The organism is Shewanella sp. 8A, from assembly GCF_023475945.1.
Lineage (GTDB): Bacteria > Pseudomonadota > Gammaproteobacteria > Enterobacterales > Shewanellaceae > Shewanella > Shewanella xiamenensis.
The window spans coordinates 32,629-49,898 of record NZ_JAMDJP010000013.1; the positions used below are offsets into that span (position 1 = coordinate 32,629).

General features: G+C 50.0%; 13 protein-coding genes. 9 read left to right on the forward strand and 4 right to left on the reverse strand.

Annotated elements, in window-relative coordinates; translation table 11 throughout:
• Window positions 1-34 precede the first annotated feature (34 nt).
• From M0413_RS11820 to M0413_RS11830, 3 genes are all read left to right on the forward strand, one after another.
• Window positions 35-1,129, forward strand: coding sequence for a UDP-2,3-diacylglucosamine diphosphatase (locus tag M0413_RS11820; RefSeq protein ID WP_249554345.1), 1,095 nt, complete (start codon window positions 35-37; stop codon window positions 1,127-1,129).
• A 119-nt stretch (window positions 1,130-1,248) separates the two neighbouring features.
• Window positions 1,249-3,021: a bifunctional ornithine lipid synthase OlsF gene (gene olsF / locus M0413_RS11825; RefSeq protein ID WP_502957299.1), complete on the forward strand. Its 1,773-nt coding sequence runs from the start codon at window positions 1,249-1,251 to the stop codon at window positions 3,019-3,021.
• 99 nt (window positions 3,022-3,120) lie between these two features.
• Window positions 3,121-3,552: a CBS domain-containing protein gene (locus M0413_RS11830; RefSeq protein WP_055647269.1), complete on the forward strand. Its 432-nt coding sequence runs from the start codon at window positions 3,121-3,123 to the stop codon at window positions 3,550-3,552.
• 25 nt (window positions 3,553-3,577) lie between these two features.
• Here the strand turns inward: M0413_RS11830 and M0413_RS11835 are convergent, their stop codons facing one another.
• Window positions 3,578-4,930, reverse strand: a complete 1,353-nt coding sequence (locus M0413_RS11835) for an NCS2 family permease (protein WP_037415303.1) — start codon at window positions 4,928-4,930, stop codon at window positions 3,578-3,580.
• Window positions 4,931-5,447: 517 nt separating this feature from the next.
• Here M0413_RS11835 and torE point away from each other — a divergent pair.
• From torE to torD, 4 genes are all read left to right on the forward strand, one after another.
• Entirely contained in the window at window positions 5,448-5,618 is a 171-nt protein-coding gene (gene torE, locus M0413_RS11840; RefSeq protein WP_011071462.1) for a trimethylamine N-oxide reductase system protein TorE, read from the forward strand.
• A gap of 26 nt (window positions 5,619-5,644) precedes the next feature.
• Window positions 5,645-6,823 (forward strand): pentaheme c-type cytochrome TorC, encoded by a 1,179-nt coding sequence (torC, locus tag M0413_RS11845; RefSeq protein ID WP_240292342.1) that lies wholly within the window; start codon window positions 5,645-5,647, stop codon window positions 6,821-6,823.
• A gap of 15 nt (window positions 6,824-6,838) precedes the next feature.
• Window positions 6,839-9,328, forward strand: a complete 2,490-nt coding sequence (gene torA, locus M0413_RS11850) for a trimethylamine-N-oxide reductase TorA (RefSeq protein WP_249554349.1) — start codon at window positions 6,839-6,841, stop codon at window positions 9,326-9,328.
• Between the two features lie 67 nt (window positions 9,329-9,395).
• Window positions 9,396-10,025 (forward strand): molecular chaperone TorD, encoded by a 630-nt coding sequence (gene torD / locus M0413_RS11855; protein WP_249554351.1) that lies wholly within the window; start codon window positions 9,396-9,398, stop codon window positions 10,023-10,025.
• 212 nt (window positions 10,026-10,237) lie between these two features.
• Here torD and torS read toward each other — a convergent pair whose 3' ends face one another.
• Window positions 10,238-13,312 (reverse strand): TMAO reductase system sensor histidine kinase/response regulator TorS, encoded by a 3,075-nt coding sequence (gene torS / locus M0413_RS11860; protein WP_249554353.1) that lies wholly within the window; start codon window positions 13,310-13,312, stop codon window positions 10,238-10,240.
• A gap of 56 nt (window positions 13,313-13,368) precedes the next feature.
• On the opposite strand from torS, the gene torT reads away from it, so the two are divergent.
• On the forward strand, window positions 13,369-14,436 hold the full coding sequence (gene torT / locus M0413_RS11865) for a TMAO reductase system periplasmic protein TorT (RefSeq protein ID WP_249554355.1): 1,068 nt from the start codon (window positions 13,369-13,371) through the stop codon (window positions 14,434-14,436).
• Window positions 14,437-14,464: 28 nt separating this feature from the next.
• Here the strand turns inward: torT and torR are convergent, their stop codons facing one another.
• Window positions 14,465-15,175, reverse strand: a complete 711-nt coding sequence (gene torR, locus M0413_RS11870; RefSeq protein WP_037430273.1) for a two-component system response regulator TorR — start codon at window positions 15,173-15,175, stop codon at window positions 14,465-14,467.
• Between the two features lie 179 nt (window positions 15,176-15,354).
• Here torR and M0413_RS11875 point away from each other — a divergent pair, with 179 nt between their 5' ends.
• Window positions 15,355-15,747, forward strand: coding sequence for a PilZ domain-containing protein (locus M0413_RS11875; RefSeq protein WP_086024078.1), 393 nt, complete (start codon window positions 15,355-15,357; stop codon window positions 15,745-15,747).
• 83 nt (window positions 15,748-15,830) lie between these two features.
• Here M0413_RS11875 and radA read toward each other — a convergent pair whose 3' ends face one another.
• Window positions 15,831-17,195, reverse strand: a complete 1,365-nt coding sequence (gene radA, locus M0413_RS11880; protein WP_037430274.1) for a DNA repair protein RadA — start codon at window positions 17,193-17,195, stop codon at window positions 15,831-15,833.
• Window positions 17,196-17,270: the final 75 nt, after the last annotated feature.

The window sequence follows — 17,270 nt, forward strand, 5'->3', positions numbered from 1 at the left end:
AAGGCAGTCAACAGCCGCATAGGGTGAATATGAGATGACTGGAGCTAATTACAGGGGACTTGATCGCACGCTTATCGACGCACTTAAGACTCCCCGCAATTCTTCCCGTAACACTCCTTCCAACTCTTCCGACAATGCTCCATCCAGTGTTTACGACACTTCCTTCTCAACCCCACATATTGCCAACGCCAGCAATGCCGCAAATAACCAAACCATCACAGTCAACGCCCTCTGGCTATCGGATATCCATCTCGGTTGTAAGGATTGCAAAGCCGACTATCTGTTAAGCCTATTAAATACCGTGCGTTGTCAACACTTGTATCTGGTCGGCGATATTGTGGATTTATGGGCGCTCAAACGCCGCCTGCACTGGCCCGAGAGCCACAATAAGGTATTGCAAAAGCTGATTGAACTGGCACAAAACGGCACTCAGGTGATGTATCTGCCGGGTAACCACGATGAGTTAATCAAGCCCTATGCCGAACTGACACTACTGAATATCAAGATTGCTCGCCAACATATCCATCAGGGGATTGGCGGCCACAAACTATTAATGCTGCATGGCGATCAGTTCGATGCCGATGTTTGCGTTGGCCGCTTCTACGCCATCTTAGGCGATCATCTCTACGACTTGTTGCTATTCCTCAACCGCAATCTCCATCGTCTGCGTGAACGTTTAGGCTACCCGTATTGGTCACTCGCCAGCTATATCAAATCCCGCGTTGGCAAGGCGCAGACCGCTATCGCCCGTTTTCGCCAGGCCGTAGTGAATTATGCCCAGCACTATGATGTGGACGGCGTGATCTGCGGCCATATCCACCAGCCAGAGCTATCGATTCACGCTCGAGATAACCAATACAGTACGCCGGATAAACGCCAAATAGTCTATGCCAATGATGGTGACTGGGTAGAAAACTGTAGCCTGATCACCGAAACCTTAAACGGGGAATTACAACTCTGCCGCTGGAATGAGCAACACTTAAATCTCGATATTCTGAGCAGTATTGTGCTGGCGAAAACGCCGCCCAAAGCGCCCATTCGAATGCCTACTCAAGCCTCAAAACCTATTCCACAAACGGCTACAAACAGCCCCAAACAAGCAGAAATCCAACCAAGGGATGTCGCCTAATTATGAACCCATTAACACCTCATACCCCAAACACTGAATCATTAAGTCCTAACACATTAAGCGCCAACGCATTAACGCAGGACGCAGCCATGCTAATGCCTACCTTAAAAGCCTGTTCGATGATCTTTACCGTCGATAATGTGGTGGAGCAAAACCTGCCCGCCCTCAAGGACAAACCTTGGTTAGCCAAGCCGACTAAGGCCATGCTGCGCTACCTGTTGAATGAAAAACAATGTAACGAGATAGCCAATCAATTTGCCTATCTGCAAGGGGTCGATTTTGTCGAGCAAGTGCTCGCCAGCTTCGATTTTAGCTTTACCGTGCCCGCCAACGAGGTCGAAAATATTCCCTGCGAGGGCCGCGTGGTGATCTTCGCCAATCATCCGATTGGCTCCCTCGATGCCCTCGCCCTGATTAAACTCGTCAGCGAAATCCGCCCCGATATCAAGGTTGTGGCGAACGAGCTCCTGATGGCGCTCGAACCTTTGCATTCAATCCTGCTGCCAGTGCGTAATATGACGGGCGGCACACCGAAACAGCACCTCGAAAAAATCCACCAGCATCTGCGCAATGAAGGCGCGGTACTGATTTTCCCGTCGGGGGAAGTCTCTCGCCTGCGTCCGAGCGGCGTGCGCGATACCCAGTGGCACTCGGGCTTTTTAAAGATGGCGATTTCCTGTAATGCGCCGCTGCTGCCGATTTTTTTGGATGCCAAAAATTCTGCCACCTTCTACGGCGCCTCGATGATTTACAAACCCTTAGCTACATTGCTACTGGTCAAGGAGATGTTTAAACAGGCCAAGCGCAATATGCCTATTCGCATCGGCGAGCTTATTCCGAATGAAGCCGTGCGCTCAATGGATTTCCCGCTAAAGACCAAGATAAAACTGCTTAAAAATCATCTGTATCGCATTGGCAAAGATAAAGACCCGCTGTTTATTACCCAAAGCGCCATCGCCCACCCTGAGTCGCGCCGAGAGTTGCAGGCCGCGCTGCAACAATGTGAACTCCTCGGTGAAACCCAAGATAACAAGCTGATTTATTTGTATCAGCATCAGGACAGCAACCCCATCATGCGCGAAATTGGCCGCCTGCGGGAAATGGCCTTTCGCGCCGTCGGCGAAGGCACGGGCAAGCGCCGCGATATCGATAAATACGATTCCTACTACCAACATCTGGTGCTGTGGGATAAAGAACAGTTTGAAATTGTCGGCGCCTATCGTTTCGCCAGCGGCGAGCAAGTGCTAAATCGCTACGGCGACAACGCCCTCTACAGCCAATCCCTGTTCCAATATACCGACAGCTTTATGCCCTACGTCAAACAAGGCTTAGAACTTGGCCGCAGTTTTGTGCAGCCCAAATATTGGGGCAAACGCAGTCTCGACTACCTCTGGTTTGGCATTGGCGCCTTCCTCGCTAAACACCCAGAATATCGCTACCTGTTTGGCCCTGTTTCCATCAGTAATCAACTGCCTGGCAGCGCGCGGGAGATGCTAGTGCATTTCTACTCCAAGGAGTTTGCGCCAGCAGAGCAGCTCGCGGTATCCATGTCGCCCTTTGGACTATCCAAGCAGCGCAAATTGCAGTTGGATGAAATCTATTCGGGCGAGGATTACCAAAGCCACTTTAAGCAGCTAAAACAAATGCTGGCGAGTATGGGCGCCGCGGTGCCAACCCTGTACAAGCAGTATGGCGAGCTGTGTAAGCAGGATGGGGTGAAGTTTCTCGCCTTTGGTATCGATGCCGATTTTGGCGACTGTGTCGATGGTTTGGTTCTGGTCGATACCCATAAACTCAAGGGGAAAAAGTATCAACGTTATATCGGTGCTCATTTACCTGAAGACTTACGCAATCCTTTGATGGCTGAAGATGGATCAGACGAGCAGGATTAAGCATAATCCTGTTTAAGGTATTGGCTAAATAAACATCGGTCTGTTATAAGTATCTGTAATACAGTGCATTAAGGATACATATCCTTGTAAGGGTTTATCATGCCGATCATTATCGCCGATATTATGCGCACCCGAGTCGTCACAGTCGAAATGGACGATCGTTTAACCGTGGCGAAGGAGATTTTCGAGCAGGCAAACTTCCACCATCTGCTGGTAGTGGATGAATATAAACTCGAAGGCGTACTGTCGGAGCGCGACTTGCTGCGTGCTATCAGTCCGAATCTGGGCAGCAGCGCCGAAACCTCGAAAGATCTCGAAACCCTGCAAAAACGCGTCCATCAAGTAATGACCCGCAATCCGGTAACCGTAGCGCCACATGTGTCGCTCGATGTCGCCAGCCGTACCTTGCTGGAACACAATATTGGTTGTTTACCCGTACTGGAAAACGGCGATCTGGTGGGGATAGTAACTTGGAAGGATTTACTGCGAGCCTATTGTGAACACAATGAGGTGAATGAAAGCGAGTGCTAACGGCACTCGCTTTCGACTTTATAAACTAGATCGCCCAGCCGCCCATATAGAAGGCTACAAGGCCCAACGTAATGGCGAGTACGCCTAACTTAAGTTGACGAATTTCACCGCTAAAAATACGGCCAACCACTAAAGTCACAAACCCGAGCATAATACCGGTCACAATGTTACAGCTGAGGATGATGAACACAGCGCAGGTTAAGCCCGCCATCGCATCGACCTTGTCATTAAAGTCCAGCTTAGTCACATTGCTGAGCATCAATAGCCCGACATACATCAGCGCAGGCGCAGTGGCATAAGCCGGCACCAAATAGCTGAGCGGAGCAAGGAATACCATTAGCAGGAATAATCCGCCCACTATGGTCGCGGTTAAACCCGTCTTACCGCCCGCCGCCGTACCCGCTGCCGATTCGATATACACGGCCGCAGGTGCGCCGCCAACGATACCCGCAAACATGCTGCTGACAGAATCCGAAGTTAATGCCTTGCCACCGCCAACGATATTATCGTCTTTATCCAGCAGATTAGCTTGACCCGCTACCGCGCGGATGGTGCCGGTGGCATCAAAAATCGCCGTCATCACCAGTGCGAGTACAATCGGTAATACCACAGGATTCAAGGCGCCCATAATATCCATTTGGCCAATCAGCGAGTGCTCAGAGGTAAAATCAGGCACGGCGAATAAACCTTGGAATTTCACGCTTGGATCAAACACTAAACCGAACAGGGATAGGCCGATAATCACCAGTAAAATCCCGCCGGGTACGCCGCGACGCTCTAAACCAATCGTCGCAGCTAAACCTAGGACGGTGGCGATAACGGGCAGGCTGTTAATATCGCCTAACTTCACTGGCAGACCCGCGTCATTGGCCACAATCAACTGCACACTGTTAGTAGCAATTAAGAGTAAAAACAAGCCAATACCGATACCTGTACCATGGGCAATCCCCTTGGGTAGGTTAGCCAGCACCCATTGACGCACACCCGTAACGCTCACGATGGTAAAAATTACGCCCATCCAAAAGATGGCGCCTAAGGTGACAGGGATACTCATGCCCTGACCTAACACCAAGCCGAAGGCGGTAAAGGCGGTGAGTGAAATCGCACAACCAATGGCCATGGGCAGATTCGCCCAGAGTCCCATCAGCAGCGAGCCAAAGGAGGCAATTAAACAGGTAGCGACGAACACGGCACCGGGGTCGAATCCGGCTTTACCTAACATATTGGGTACCACAATCACTGAGTACACCATAGCGAGGAAGGTGGTTAACCCTGCAATCACTTCTTGGCGAACTGTGCTACCACGTTGTTGAATTGAAAAAAAACGGTTCAGAAATGAACCAGAGGGTACGGCTGTTGAACTCAATTGCTCAGACATATCTTGTTATACCTTGTGATCTCTTAAAATAGGGTCGATACCAATTGGTTTTACCATTGGCGACGCCGGCTACGGCAGATTAGAGCCCCAAATCCAATGACTTGGGTGAGAGATCCACATCATTCTCCTACATCGGGAAAAATCCATGATCTGCAAGCAGTGACGCTTTGCCCAGTTAAAATCACTTTAACCATGCAAACGCAGCCTTTGTTGGCCGCGGATAATACTGTAAACGCCGCCAGATAGCTAAGACCTCGCCTGCACTTCAGTAAATAATTAGCCAAAAAAGTCAAAATCAGTGTTTAAAAAAACACCTAAACTGCATATCAAACTGCCGATAGCGATCACAGAAATAAGATTAACGCTCTGTCAGTAAAACAAAAAATGATGGGATTTTTAAAATTTTCATAATTTTTCATATATTGTCAAAGCCCATTCATCCCAACAGGCAAGTCCATTCACATCTCCCCTTTATAGTGCTCCCATCAAAAATCGCTTTCGAACGGAGCTCTTCCCAATGACAAAGCCCACCATGCAAACATCGGATAAGTCCTCACGCAGCAATGAGTTAAAGGCGCTGGGATTCATCATTTTCATACTCTTTCCCGCACTGACTATCGCGGGGATCAGTCTCTACGGTTTCATCATTTGGATGATCCAAGCCTTCGGCGGCGTTGTCGGCCACTAATTCACTGAAACTTTGAGGACGCTATTATGAAGTGGTTAATCAACCTCTGGCGCACACTAAACAAACCCACAAAAGCTCTCACCTTAGGCGCTGTCAGCATCAGTGCTTTTATCATGGGCATCATCTTCTGGGGCGGATTTAACACCGCATTGGAAGCCACCAACACCGAAGCCTTCTGTATCAGCTGCCACAGTATGGAAAGCAAGCCTTACCAAGAGTTACAGGAAACTGTGCATTGGTCGAATCATTCAGGTGTGCGCGCCACCTGCCCCGACTGCCACGTGCCCCACAACTGGAGCCGTAAGATTGCCCGTAAGATGGAAGCTTCCCACGATGTCTGGGGCTGGTTATTCAATACGGTCAACACCCCTGAAAAATTTGAAGCTAAACGTCTCGAAATGGCGAGCCGCGAATGGAAACGTTTCGATCGCGACAATTCTCTGGCGTGTAAAAACTGCCACAACTACAACTCGATGAAGTGGGAAAGCATGTCACCGCTGGCGCAAAAACAGATGAAACGCGCCGCCGAAATTGACCAAAGCTGTATCGATTGCCACAAAGGCATTGCTCACCATCTACCTGAAATGGGCACGGCCCGTGCACCTGAACTCATCGCCGAAGTCGGCGCTGGCGTCAGCTCACTGGAAACCAACCAAACCTACTACAGTGCCCTAACTAAGCCACTGTTCTTTAGTGAAAAAGGTGACGTTGAAGCCGGTACCTTAAACGTCGCGACTAAAGTCAAAGTGCTCGAAACTAAAGGTAAGCGCATCAAAATTGCTATCGATGGCTGGCGTAAGAAAATCGGCGCAGGCCGCGTGATCTACATGGACTTTGGCGTAAACATTCTGTCGGCACAGTTAAGCAAAGATGCAGCAGAAACCGAAGGTGTTATCCAAACCTTTGAAGAGAAAGAAGACCCAATGACAGGCCTGAAATGGCAACGGGTTGAAGCCCAAATCTGGACCGATAAGGATTACCTGCTCACCGAGCTGCAACCACTCTGGGGCTATGCCCGCGATACCTTCCGCTCAAGCTGTAGTGTGTGCCATACCCAGCCAGATGAAGCGCATTTCGATGCCAATACCTGGCCAGGCATGTTCCAAGGCATGTTGGCCTTCGTGAACATGGACCAAGACACTCAAGCGCTGGTGCAGAAATATCTGCAAGAACATTCGTCAACCTTCGTGAAAAAAGAGCACTAATTCGGGAGTAATACCATGAACAGAAGAGACTTTTTAAAAGGCTTAGCCTCAACCTCTTTCGTTGCTTTAGGTGGCAGCTCAGTGTTAGCGCCCTTAAATGCGCTCGCCAGCACAGGCTTAAATGAAGACGAATGGCTGACCACAGGCTCACACTTTGGCGCCTTTAAAATCAAACGTAAAAACGGTGTAATTGCCGAGGTCAAAGCCTTCGATTTAGATAAATATCCAACGGATATGATTAACGGTATCCGCGGTATGGTCTATAACCCATCCCGCGTGCGTTACCCTATGGTTCGCTTAGATTTTTTACTCAAAGGCCATAAGAGCAATACCCAGCAACGGGGAGATTTCCGCTTCGTTCGCGTGACCTGGGATAAAGCATTAAAGCTGTTTAAACACTCACTCGATGAAATCCAAACCCAATACGGTCCATCGGGCTTACACGCGGGGCAAACAGGCTGGCGCGCAACCGGGCAACTGCATTCCAGCACCAGCCATATGCAGCGTGCGGTGGGGATGCACGGCAACTATGTGAAGAAAATCGGAGACTACTCCACCGGTGCCGGCCAAACCATTCTGCCCTATGTATTAGGCTCAACCGAAGTGTATGCCCAAGGCACCTCTTGGCCGCTGATCTTAGAAAACAGCAACACGATTGTGCTCTGGTCGAACGATCCTTACAAAAACCTGCAAGTGGGTTGGAACGCCGAAACCCATGAGGCTTTCGCTTACCTCGCGCAGTTAAAAGAGAAGGTCAAACAGGGCAAGATCCGCGTGATCAGTATCGACCCTGTAGTCACCAAAACCCAGGCTTACCTTGGCTGTGAGCAGTTATATGTCAACCCACAGACTGACGTGACGCTGATGCTGGCCATCGCCCATGAGATGATCACCCAAAAGCTGTGCGATGATAAATTCATCCAAGGCTACAGCTTAGGCTTTGAAGAGTTTGTGCCTTACGTGATGGGCACTAAAGACGGTATCGCCAAAACCCCTGAGTGGGCGGCGCCAATCTGTGGAGTTGAGCCACACATCATCCGCGATCTGGCGAAAACCTTAGTTAAGGGCCGCACCCAAATCATGATGGGTTGGTGTATTCAGCGCCAACAACACGGTGAGCAACCTTACTGGATGGCTGCAGTCCTCGCGACCATGATAGGTCAAATCGGCTTACCCGGCGGCGGCATCAGCTATGGTCACCACTACTCTAGTATTGGTGTGCCTGCAACAAATGCGGCGGCGCCAGGCGCCTTCCCGCGTAACTTAGACGAGAACCAAAAACCCCTGTTCGACAGCACCGACTTTAAAGGCGCAAGCAGCACCATTCCCGTCGCCCGTTGGATTGATGCGATCCTCGAGCCCGGTAAAACCATTGATGCCAACGGTTCGAAAGTAGTGTATCCCGATATTAAGATGATGATTTTCTCGGGCAATAACCCATGGAACCACCATCAAGACCGTAACCGCATGAAGCAAGCCTTCCATAAGTTGGAATGCGTGGTCACTATCGATGTGAACTGGACGGCGACTTGCCGCTTCTCCGACATAGTGCTGCCCGCTTGCACCACCTATGAGCGCAACGATATCGACGTATACGGCGCCTATGCTAACCGCGGTATTTTGGCGATGCAGAAGATGGTGGAGCCGCTGTTTGAGAGTTTGTCAGACTTTGAAATCTTCACTCGCTTTGCCGCATTGATGGGTAAAGAGAAAGAATACACCCGTAATATGAGCGAAATGGAGTGGATAGAAACCCTCTATAACGAGTGTAAAGCCGCGAACGCGGGTAAGTATGAGATGCCAGATTTTGCCACCTTCTGGAAGCAAGGTTATGTGCACTTTGGTGATGGAGAGCTGTGGACACGCCACGCCGACTTTAGAAACGATCCTGAAATCAATCCATTAGGTACGCCGTCTGGCTTAATTGAAATCTTCAGCCGTAAGATTGAACAGTTCGGTTATGACGACTGCCAAGGCCATCCCATTTGGATGGAAAAAGCCGAGCGTAGCCATGGTGGCCCGGGTTCGGACAAATACCCTGTGTGGTTACAATCTTGCCACCCGGATAAACGTCTGCACTCACAGATGTGTGAGTCGAAAGAATACCGCGAAACCTACACAGTCAATGGCCGCGAACCCATCTATATCAGCCCTGTGGATGCCAAAGCGCGCGGCATTAAAGATGGCGATATAGTGCGTGTCTTTAACGACCGTGGCCAACTGTTAGCGGGCGCAGTGGTATCGGATCGCTTCCCTAAAGGTGTAGTGCGAATTCATGAAGGCGCATGGTATGGCCCAGTGGGTAAAGATGGCAGCGTTGAAGGCGGCGCCGAAATCGGTGCCCTGTGTAGCTATGGCGACCCGAATACTCTGACCTTAGACATTGGCACCTCTAAGTTGGCTCAAGCCTGCTCAGCCTATACTTGTCTGGTCGAGTTTGAGAAATACCAAGGCAAAGTCCCTAAGGTCAGCTCCTTCGATGGTCCTATCGAAGTCGAAATCTAACCGAGCCCACAAGGCGATGCGCCTAGTCAACTAGGCGCATTCCACTGTTATTCTTGAGGAACATGCGATGAGCAACGTCGATATCAATCATGCCAGAGCCTTAGTGTATCAGCTGCTGTCTTCTCTGTTTGCCCGTGAAATTGATGAGCAGCGCCTTAAGCAACTCACCAGTGAGCAAGCGCAGCAATTCTGGACACAACTGGGTTATGCGCCCGAGTTTAGTGCGCCAGTCGTCAGCATACAGAAGGTGCTGAATGGCTTAACGAGCGATGAAGCCTTGCTCGAACTTGCCGCCGATTATTGCGGTTTATTCCTTGTAGGCACAAAGCACAGCGCGTCGCCCTATGCCAGCCTGTACTTGAGCTCCGAGGAAGAACCCTTGCTATTTGGGCAGCAGCATCAACAAATGAGCGAGTTTTTACACCAGAGTAAACTGCAAGTGCAGAGTCACTTCCCTGAACCTGCCGATCACTTAGCCGTGATCCTCGCCTATATGGGACACTTAGCTTGCCACAGTGAAGATGCTGCCCAGTTAAGCTTCCTAAACGCTTGTATAGATTCATGGTTATCAAAGTTTGTCGCCAAGGTCGTTGAGTGCGATAGCAAGCACAGCAATGGCTTTTACAGTGCTCTCGCCACACTCACCCTCGCTTGGGTGCAGCAAGATAAACAGCAGTTAGAACAGGCAATGCATTGATCGCCATAAGCCTAAAACCCGAGTAGTGTTAAACCAGAGTCGCATTAAGACTCAAGGTGATGACTCATGTCTTGTCCTAGAATAAAATAACGAAAAGCGGCTCCCATGGGAGCCGCTGTTTTATTCCTCGATTTGCATTAGTTAGGCAGAAATACGAGCAGGAAAGGACGACTCACTTATAGAGTTAGCGTCCTGTCGCGAATCCTTTGCTGCTAGCCCTGTGTTGCGAGCCACTGCTCAAACGCTGTCATCGACGCCTGCCAGCAAGCGATTAATTCAGTGACGGCTTTGCTATCCAATACATTTTCCCCTGTGGTGTTGTGTGTTTTCTCCCACTGCTGACAACACTCGGTCAGTGCTTTTAGCCCCATGCTGGCACTGCTGCCCTTAAGCGCGTGCAATAGTTTTGCGCCCTCGCTGAAATGCGCCACAGAGCTTAACGCCGAGAGTCGCTCAATTTGCTCGGCACTGGAGGTTCGATAGAGCGCCAACATATCACTCACGGCTTTCAAGCCTAAGACCTCAAGATCTTGCTGTAACTGGTTAAGATCTAACAAGGTTTTAGCCGATTGAGCCAATGACTCCGAAGATGCGAAGGTTAAGGAAGGACTCGCTGGCAACGCAGGACTCTCACTCCCCGAAGAAGATGGCGCACACGCTGGCAACGAAGCAACGCCCAGCCATTCAGTCAGCGTTTGTAGACTCAAGGGTTTGGCTAACACAGTATCAAACCCCGCCTCCCGATAGAGGCTAAGATCCTCCGTCTGCATCTGCGCGGTAAAGGCGGCGAACTTCACACTCTCATTAACACTCTCATTAACAATGTCATTTGTCAGTAATGCCTTTAGCTGTGGTAATAATGCAAGCCCTGAACCATCACTCAGTTGGATATCGAGCATCACAGCATCGAATGCCTTATCGCCACTCACATGCGCTAGCGCCTGCTGGCAACTGACGGCCAAACAAGAACTATGGCCTAAATGCGCTAAAAATCCCTGCGCGACCATGGCGTTGACCTTGTTGTCCTCTATCACTAACACCCGCAGGGGATTAACCCGTTTTTGCACCTCTGTTTGCGTATCCAACGCCTTATCACACTGGGTAAAACTCAGCTCAAAACCAAACTCGCTGCCCTTGCCTGGCTCGCTCTTGACCCAAATGCCTGACCCCTCTGCATCCATCAGTACAACTAACTGTTTGCAGATGGCAAGCCCTAAGCCTGTCCCACGGCAGCGCCCCTGATTAGGCAATACGCAGTAAGGCATAAATAATTGCTCGCGCACCTCGGGCGCAATCCCCACGCCGGTATCGGCCACCACAAAGGCCAACTTATCGCCTCGCACGCTGACATTCAGACTCACGCCGCCTTCGGGGGTGAATTTAATGCCGTTACCAATCAGGTTAAACAGCACTTGCCTCAGCTTAGGGCCATCGATCTGAATACACGCGGGTAACTGGGGACGATTTAGTCTTAGACTCAATCCCGCCAAATTGGCGCCCGCTACCATAATTGCCAGCACTTCATCGAGCAGTGCGTTGATATCCGTAGGCCTAGGCTCATTGGTTAAATTGCCCTGCTCGAGGCGGGAGAAATCGAGAATATCGCTCAGCACGGTTTGCAGCAGCGTGCCGCTGTATTGCGACAGCGCGAGCATCTGTTGCTGCGCGGGCGGTAACTGACTATGGCCGAGCAAGGTAAGCGTCCCGAGTAAGCCGTTGAGCGGGGTGCGAATCTCATGGCTCATGGTCGCTAGGAATTGGGATTTTGCCTGACTCGCCTCCTCGGCAACGATTCTTGCCTTAGCATGGCCTTTGGCCTCCGCATCAAGGCGCAGGTTGGCTTCGGCCAATTCCTGTGTGCGCGTGGCCACGGTTTGTTCAAGGGCCTTTTTATGCTCGGTCAGCTCATCGGCGACCAGACGTAAATCCGCCTGCAATTTCAGGTTGTGGGCTGTTTTTCGCTTAAATGCCTCGATGGCATTGGCCATGGCGGTCAACTCATCGTCGCCGTGGGCATCGAGGCTCACATTGGTGTCCCCTAAACTTAAGCGCGACATAGCCTCGGTCGCCTGATTTAACCTCAAGGCAATGCCGCGATAGATCACCCGATAAACCACGACTGCTATGATAACCAACATTAATATGCCCGTGCCCCACAACCCCAAGCGGGCGTAAGACAACTGCATTAAATAATCACTACGCGCCAACTCCGCCCGCTGTTGCTGTTGATTAAGCGCACTATCCACCAGCGTATTGAGGCTATAGAGTTTTTCCGCTAACTCCTGCTGCTGCCGCTGTTGCCGCTGCAAACTTTGACTCAGTTCTCGCTGTAATTTAATAATTTTGGGGGTATGGAGAAGAACAGCCAGTTCCGCCTTTAGCGCATTGAGCCTGCCGGGATCGCGTATCAGCTCAGAAACTGTCGTTAGCGCCATTAAATCGATACCCACCTCTGCCGCAGGCGAATCTGTGTTTGCGCTCGATGCCTGATCGATAGCCGTCCCTTGTTTTGGATGATTCTGCGCCATGGGGTGCGATGATGCAGTGCTGGCAAAGGTTGCCAATAAACGGGGAACACTCAATTGCAGCTCGGACTGTAATTCAGATGCTTCAAATAACTGACTGAGCAGCGCAATTTGATGCACTAACTTGAGCGCGCGATTGAGCTGTTCTTGGATATCGAGCTCACGTTCAATCACATCATCAAGCAGTTGCCCACTGCGTTTATTCCCCGCCATATCGGGATAAGCTTGGCTGAGTTTTGCTAAAATCGCCGAGTCGACTACCGCCAATTCGGATTGCAATAACTCAGAGGCATGGGCTGCGGCAAGTGATAACTCACGGGCCCTAAGCTGCAACTCATCGCCCAAGGTAATGCGCTGGCCCACACTCTTACCCAATAAGGTTAATTGCTCGATGATTTGCTCAGCTAATACAGATAAATGATTATCTTCGTTCACATCCAGTGTCAGTAACACTTTGATGCTATTTAACATTGTGGCGCTTTCAAGGTTGAGCTTACGGCCGATAAATTCCCGCTGCCGCTCATCCTCCACTTGGCCTAACTGGGTCACGCCATCGGATAAGGCATTAGAGGCCTGCACTAATTGGCGCGCGGCTTGAGAGGCGGGTAAGGATTCTTCATACAGATAACTGTCAGCCTGCTTGAGCCAATGTAAACTCAGGCTACCTAAGCTAACCAGTAGCAACAGCAATACCCCAAGCACACCGAAGGCTAGCATGAGTCTGCCGGTTAAACTACTTCGCGATAAAGATAAAGGCGCCACACTTGTTCCTTCTGTTACAATGCCTTCGAAATGTTCACTGTGGATGATACGAGACAATGGGAAAATTTTGGCAAGCTTTGCTCACACTCACCACTTTTGGCCTGTTATGTTTATCGCCTGCCAATGCCAACAGCCAAACTTGGCCATTAGAGCAACGCCATCCCTTTAATGCCAAAATTCAGCAGGCGCAGGCGCTTGATTATCATCCTCTCACTAAAGCTCAACAAGCTTGGCGTCTATGTGTCCTCGTCCCTCACCTGAAGGACGCTTATTGGATTGGCATCGATTATGGCCTAATCCAACATGCCAAATTCCTTGGCGTATCTTTAGATCTGTTCGAAGCGGGCAGCTACTACCATCAGGATAAGCAACTCGAACAGTTACGCACCTGCATGAGCGGTGACTACGACGCAATTTTACTCGGCGCAGTGAGCCCCAATCTGCTCGAACAGTTTTCCGAGCCGCTAACCAAACCCGTGCTCGCCTTAGTGAATAAACTTAATTCAGAACAAGTGCAGACCCATATCGGCGTTAACTGGTATCAAATGGGGCTAAGCGCGGGCCATTTTATTAAGGCGGATGCCAAGGCACATACGCCAACCCAGCCGACCACCTTGGCTCTCTTAGCCGGCCCCGAAAACCTCGGCGGCACCGATTTAGTCGAGCAAGGGATTCGTCATGCGCTTGAAGGTAGCAATGTTAGCATCAGTGCAATTCAGCACGCCGATAACAATCGCAATCTCTACCGCGATCAACTACAGATACTGCTAAAAGCCCAGCAGCCTAACTATATTCTAGGTAGTGCGGTGGCGATAGAAGCCGCCGTTAGCACCCTCAAACAAAAACAGCTGACGCAAGATATCAAGCTGGTGAGCAGTTACTTATCTCCCGCGATTCTGCGCGGCTTGATGCGGCAAAAAGTGGTCTACAGCAATGATGATTTGGTCGTGTTGCAGGGCAAACTCGCCATCGATGTTACGGTAAAACAGCTCGAAGGCGCCGCGCCTTTTGGCGATATAGATCCAGCTATCGTTGAGCGCACCGCCTCAAAAAATACCCTGTCGGCACTTGGCTTTAGCCTTGCCGAAGCGGATTTTTATCCCTTGTATCAAGTGCGCCCTTGAGCGCTTAACACAAGATCTAAGTTAGAGATCAGTCATCCACCTTAGCGGCAAATAAATACCCCTCACCATGGACAGTGACAAAGAGCTCGGGATTGAGCTTATTACGTAGACGGCGGATAATAACATCTATGGTTCTGTCATTCACATCATGATTGCGATGACTGGTTTGCTGCATTAAGCGCTCGCGAGAAAGTACCTGCTGCGGATGCAAAGCAAAGGCGGTTAATAACTCAAATTCGGCCTTAGTGAGCTTGATAAGCTCCTCCCCTTGGCGCAGCTTACGGCTATTTAATTCAAGCTGATAGCCTTCAAAACTTATCAAATCATCGGGCTGTGATAATTCCTGCACCAGCGCCTGTTCGGCTTGTTTTACCAAAGAAATCCGCCATAGCAGGTTTTTTACCCTCACCAATAGTTCCCGCAGTTCGAAGGGCTTAGTCACATAATCATCGGCGCCCATCTCCAGGCCAACGATTTTATCAATCGATTCATCACGGCCAGAGACTAAGATAATCCCCACATGGGAGCGGCTGCGTAACTCGCGGGTTAAACTTAAGCCATCGACCCCAGGCAGGTTAATATCTAACATAATTAAATCGATATGTTGACGATTAAACTCGTACCACATTTGCTCGCCATCGGCAGCCTCAATCACACGATAACCTTCCTTTTCAAAGTATCCCTTCAATCGCGCACGAATAACTGCTTCATCATCGACAACGAGCACACTATAGGCCATGTTCAACTTCTCTTATTTTGCTTAACTGAATTATTCATACTTTTTCATATTTGCATATGAAGGAAAGGTAAAATATGCGATCTACATTACTTTATTGCACAAAAATCTGCCGAGCTTTTACACTCTCCTCAATATGACATATGCTTAGGCATATTGATTGGTGTGGGCGCTAACAAACTATGAAAGATAAAGAATTAGTGATTGATGAAAGACGACATTTTTCACGGATCCTCTTTGCCGCAAGTGCGTCAATACACCAAGGTGAAAAGCAATGGCAAACCTCAATATTGGATCTCAGCCTAAATGGCGCTTTAGTGGAAGAACCCGCAGGATTTAGCCATTCAGATGAGCCTATCATCCTTAACTTTACTCTGCAGGGCTCCGATATTGAGCTGCAAATGGAAACTGAGTTGGTGCATCAACGTAATCACCAACTAGGGCTTAAATGTAACATTATCGATGTCGACAGCATCAGCCACCTCAAACGCATCGTTGAGCTAAACTTAGGCGATGCCTCAATTCTGAACCGTGAATTGGCGCTCTTTGTAGAAAAACATCATTCCGCCGATTAAACACCACGGATAGTGATTGGGTGGTACGGGCTTGACTCCCGAGTAAAAACAAACAGCGCTTAAGGCGCTGTTTGTTTTTTAGATTAGATTGCTTCAAGGGCTTCTGATAGCTTGGAAACGCCCACCACTTCCATTCCCACTGGCGGTTTTTTCGGCACGTTCGCTCGAGGCACTATCGCTCGTTTAAAACCATGCTTAGCGGCTTCGACTAAACGTTCTTGCCCATTTGGCACAGGTCGAATTTCGCCAGATAAGCCCACTTCACCAAACACCACTAAATCACTCGGTAAAATATCGCCACGAAAACTCGATACCATGGCCAGTAGCAGGGTTAAGTCGGCACTGGTTTCGGTTACTTTAACCCCGCCAACCACGTTCACAAACACGTCCTGATCCGACATTTGCAAGCCACCGTGGCGATGCATCACCGCAAGCAACATGGCCAAACGGTTTGCATCCATCCCCACTGCCACACGGCGCGGATTGGACATGGCAGAATTATCCACAAGCACTTGCAGTTCAACCAGTAACGGGCGCGTACCTTCCCACACCACCATGACCAAGGAGCCCGAGGATTCTTCCTCGCCGCGGGAGAGGAAAATTGCGGATGGGTTAGCCACTTCCTTCAAGCCACGTTCCGTCATGGCAAATACGCCCAGCTCGTTGATCGCCCCGAAGCGGTTCTTGTGGGAGCGCAAAGTACGATAACGGCTGTCGCTATCCCCTTCAAACATCACCGAGCAATCGATACAGTGCTCGAGCACTTTTGGCCCGGCGAGGCTGCCATCTTTGGTGACATGACCCACCATAATAACAGCAATGCCATTTTGCTTCGCGAAACGGGTTAGATAGGAGGCTGATTCACGTACCTGCGACACGCTGCCGGGACTCGACGCTACATCGCTCATATGCATAACTTGAATAGAGTCGACAACGATGACTTTTGGTGATTCTTTCAGGGCGACTTCGCAGATCAACTCCACACTGGTTTCGGATAACATCCTCAGTTTATTGGTTGGCAAGCCAAGACGATGGGCCCGCATCGCCACCTGTTGGAGCGATTCTTCCCCAGTAACATAAAGCGCGGGCATTTTCTCGGCTAAATGGCATAGGGTCTGAAGCAGCAAAGTACTCTTACCAGCTCCGGGATGGCCGCCAATCAAAATCGCCGATCCAGGCACAATGCCGCCTCCAAGTACCCGGTCGAGTTCACCAAAGTGGCTCACTATACGTGGCAAGGCATTGAGATCAATTTGGTCTAAGGTTTTGACTTCGCTACTGCCTGCACCAGCGTAACCGGCAAACTGAGTCCCCCGTCCGGGCGAGGCAGCACCTAAGCGCACTTCAGTTATCGTATTCCACTCGTGACAAGCACTGCATTGCCCTTGCCAACGGGGAAAATCCTGTCCACACTCATTGCACACGTACGCGGTTTTATTCTTTGCCATAACTTATTAAAATCTGTATAAAATCAATTTAAGTAACTGTGAATACTGCCGACATTAGACTAACACAGCACGCAT

Excerpts from the sequence above, each read along its gene's own strand:
- M0413_RS11820 (WP_249554345.1), top strand. The coding sequence starts at position 35 with ATGACTGGAGCTAATTACAGGGGACTTGATCGCACGCTTATCGACGCA.
- olsF (WP_502957299.1), top strand. The coding sequence starts at position 1,249 with ATGATCTTTACCGTCGATAATGTGGTGGAGCAAAACCTGCCCGCCCTC.
- M0413_RS11830 (WP_055647269.1), top strand. The coding sequence starts at position 3,121 with ATGCCGATCATTATCGCCGATATTATGCGCACCCGAGTCGTCACAGTC.
- M0413_RS11835 (WP_037415303.1), bottom strand. The coding sequence starts at position 4,930 with ATGTCTGAGCAATTGAGTTCAACAGCCGTACCCTCTGGTTCATTTCTG.
- torE (WP_011071462.1), top strand. The coding sequence starts at position 5,448 with ATGACAAAGCCCACCATGCAAACATCGGATAAGTCCTCACGCAGCAAT.
- torC (WP_240292342.1), top strand. The coding sequence starts at position 5,645 with ATGAAGTGGTTAATCAACCTCTGGCGCACACTAAACAAACCCACAAAA.
- torA (WP_249554349.1), top strand. The coding sequence starts at position 6,839 with ATGAACAGAAGAGACTTTTTAAAAGGCTTAGCCTCAACCTCTTTCGTT.
- torD (WP_249554351.1), top strand. The coding sequence starts at position 9,396 with ATGAGCAACGTCGATATCAATCATGCCAGAGCCTTAGTGTATCAGCTG.
- torT (WP_249554355.1), top strand. The coding sequence starts at position 13,369 with ATGGGAAAATTTTGGCAAGCTTTGCTCACACTCACCACTTTTGGCCTG.
- torR (WP_037430273.1), bottom strand. The coding sequence starts at position 15,175 with ATGGCCTATAGTGTGCTCGTTGTCGATGATGAAGCAGTTATTCGTGCG.
- M0413_RS11875 (WP_086024078.1), top strand. The coding sequence starts at position 15,355 with ATGAAAGATAAAGAATTAGTGATTGATGAAAGACGACATTTTTCACGG.
- radA (WP_037430274.1), bottom strand. The coding sequence starts at position 17,195 with ATGGCAAAGAATAAAACCGCGTACGTGTGCAATGAGTGTGGACAGGAT.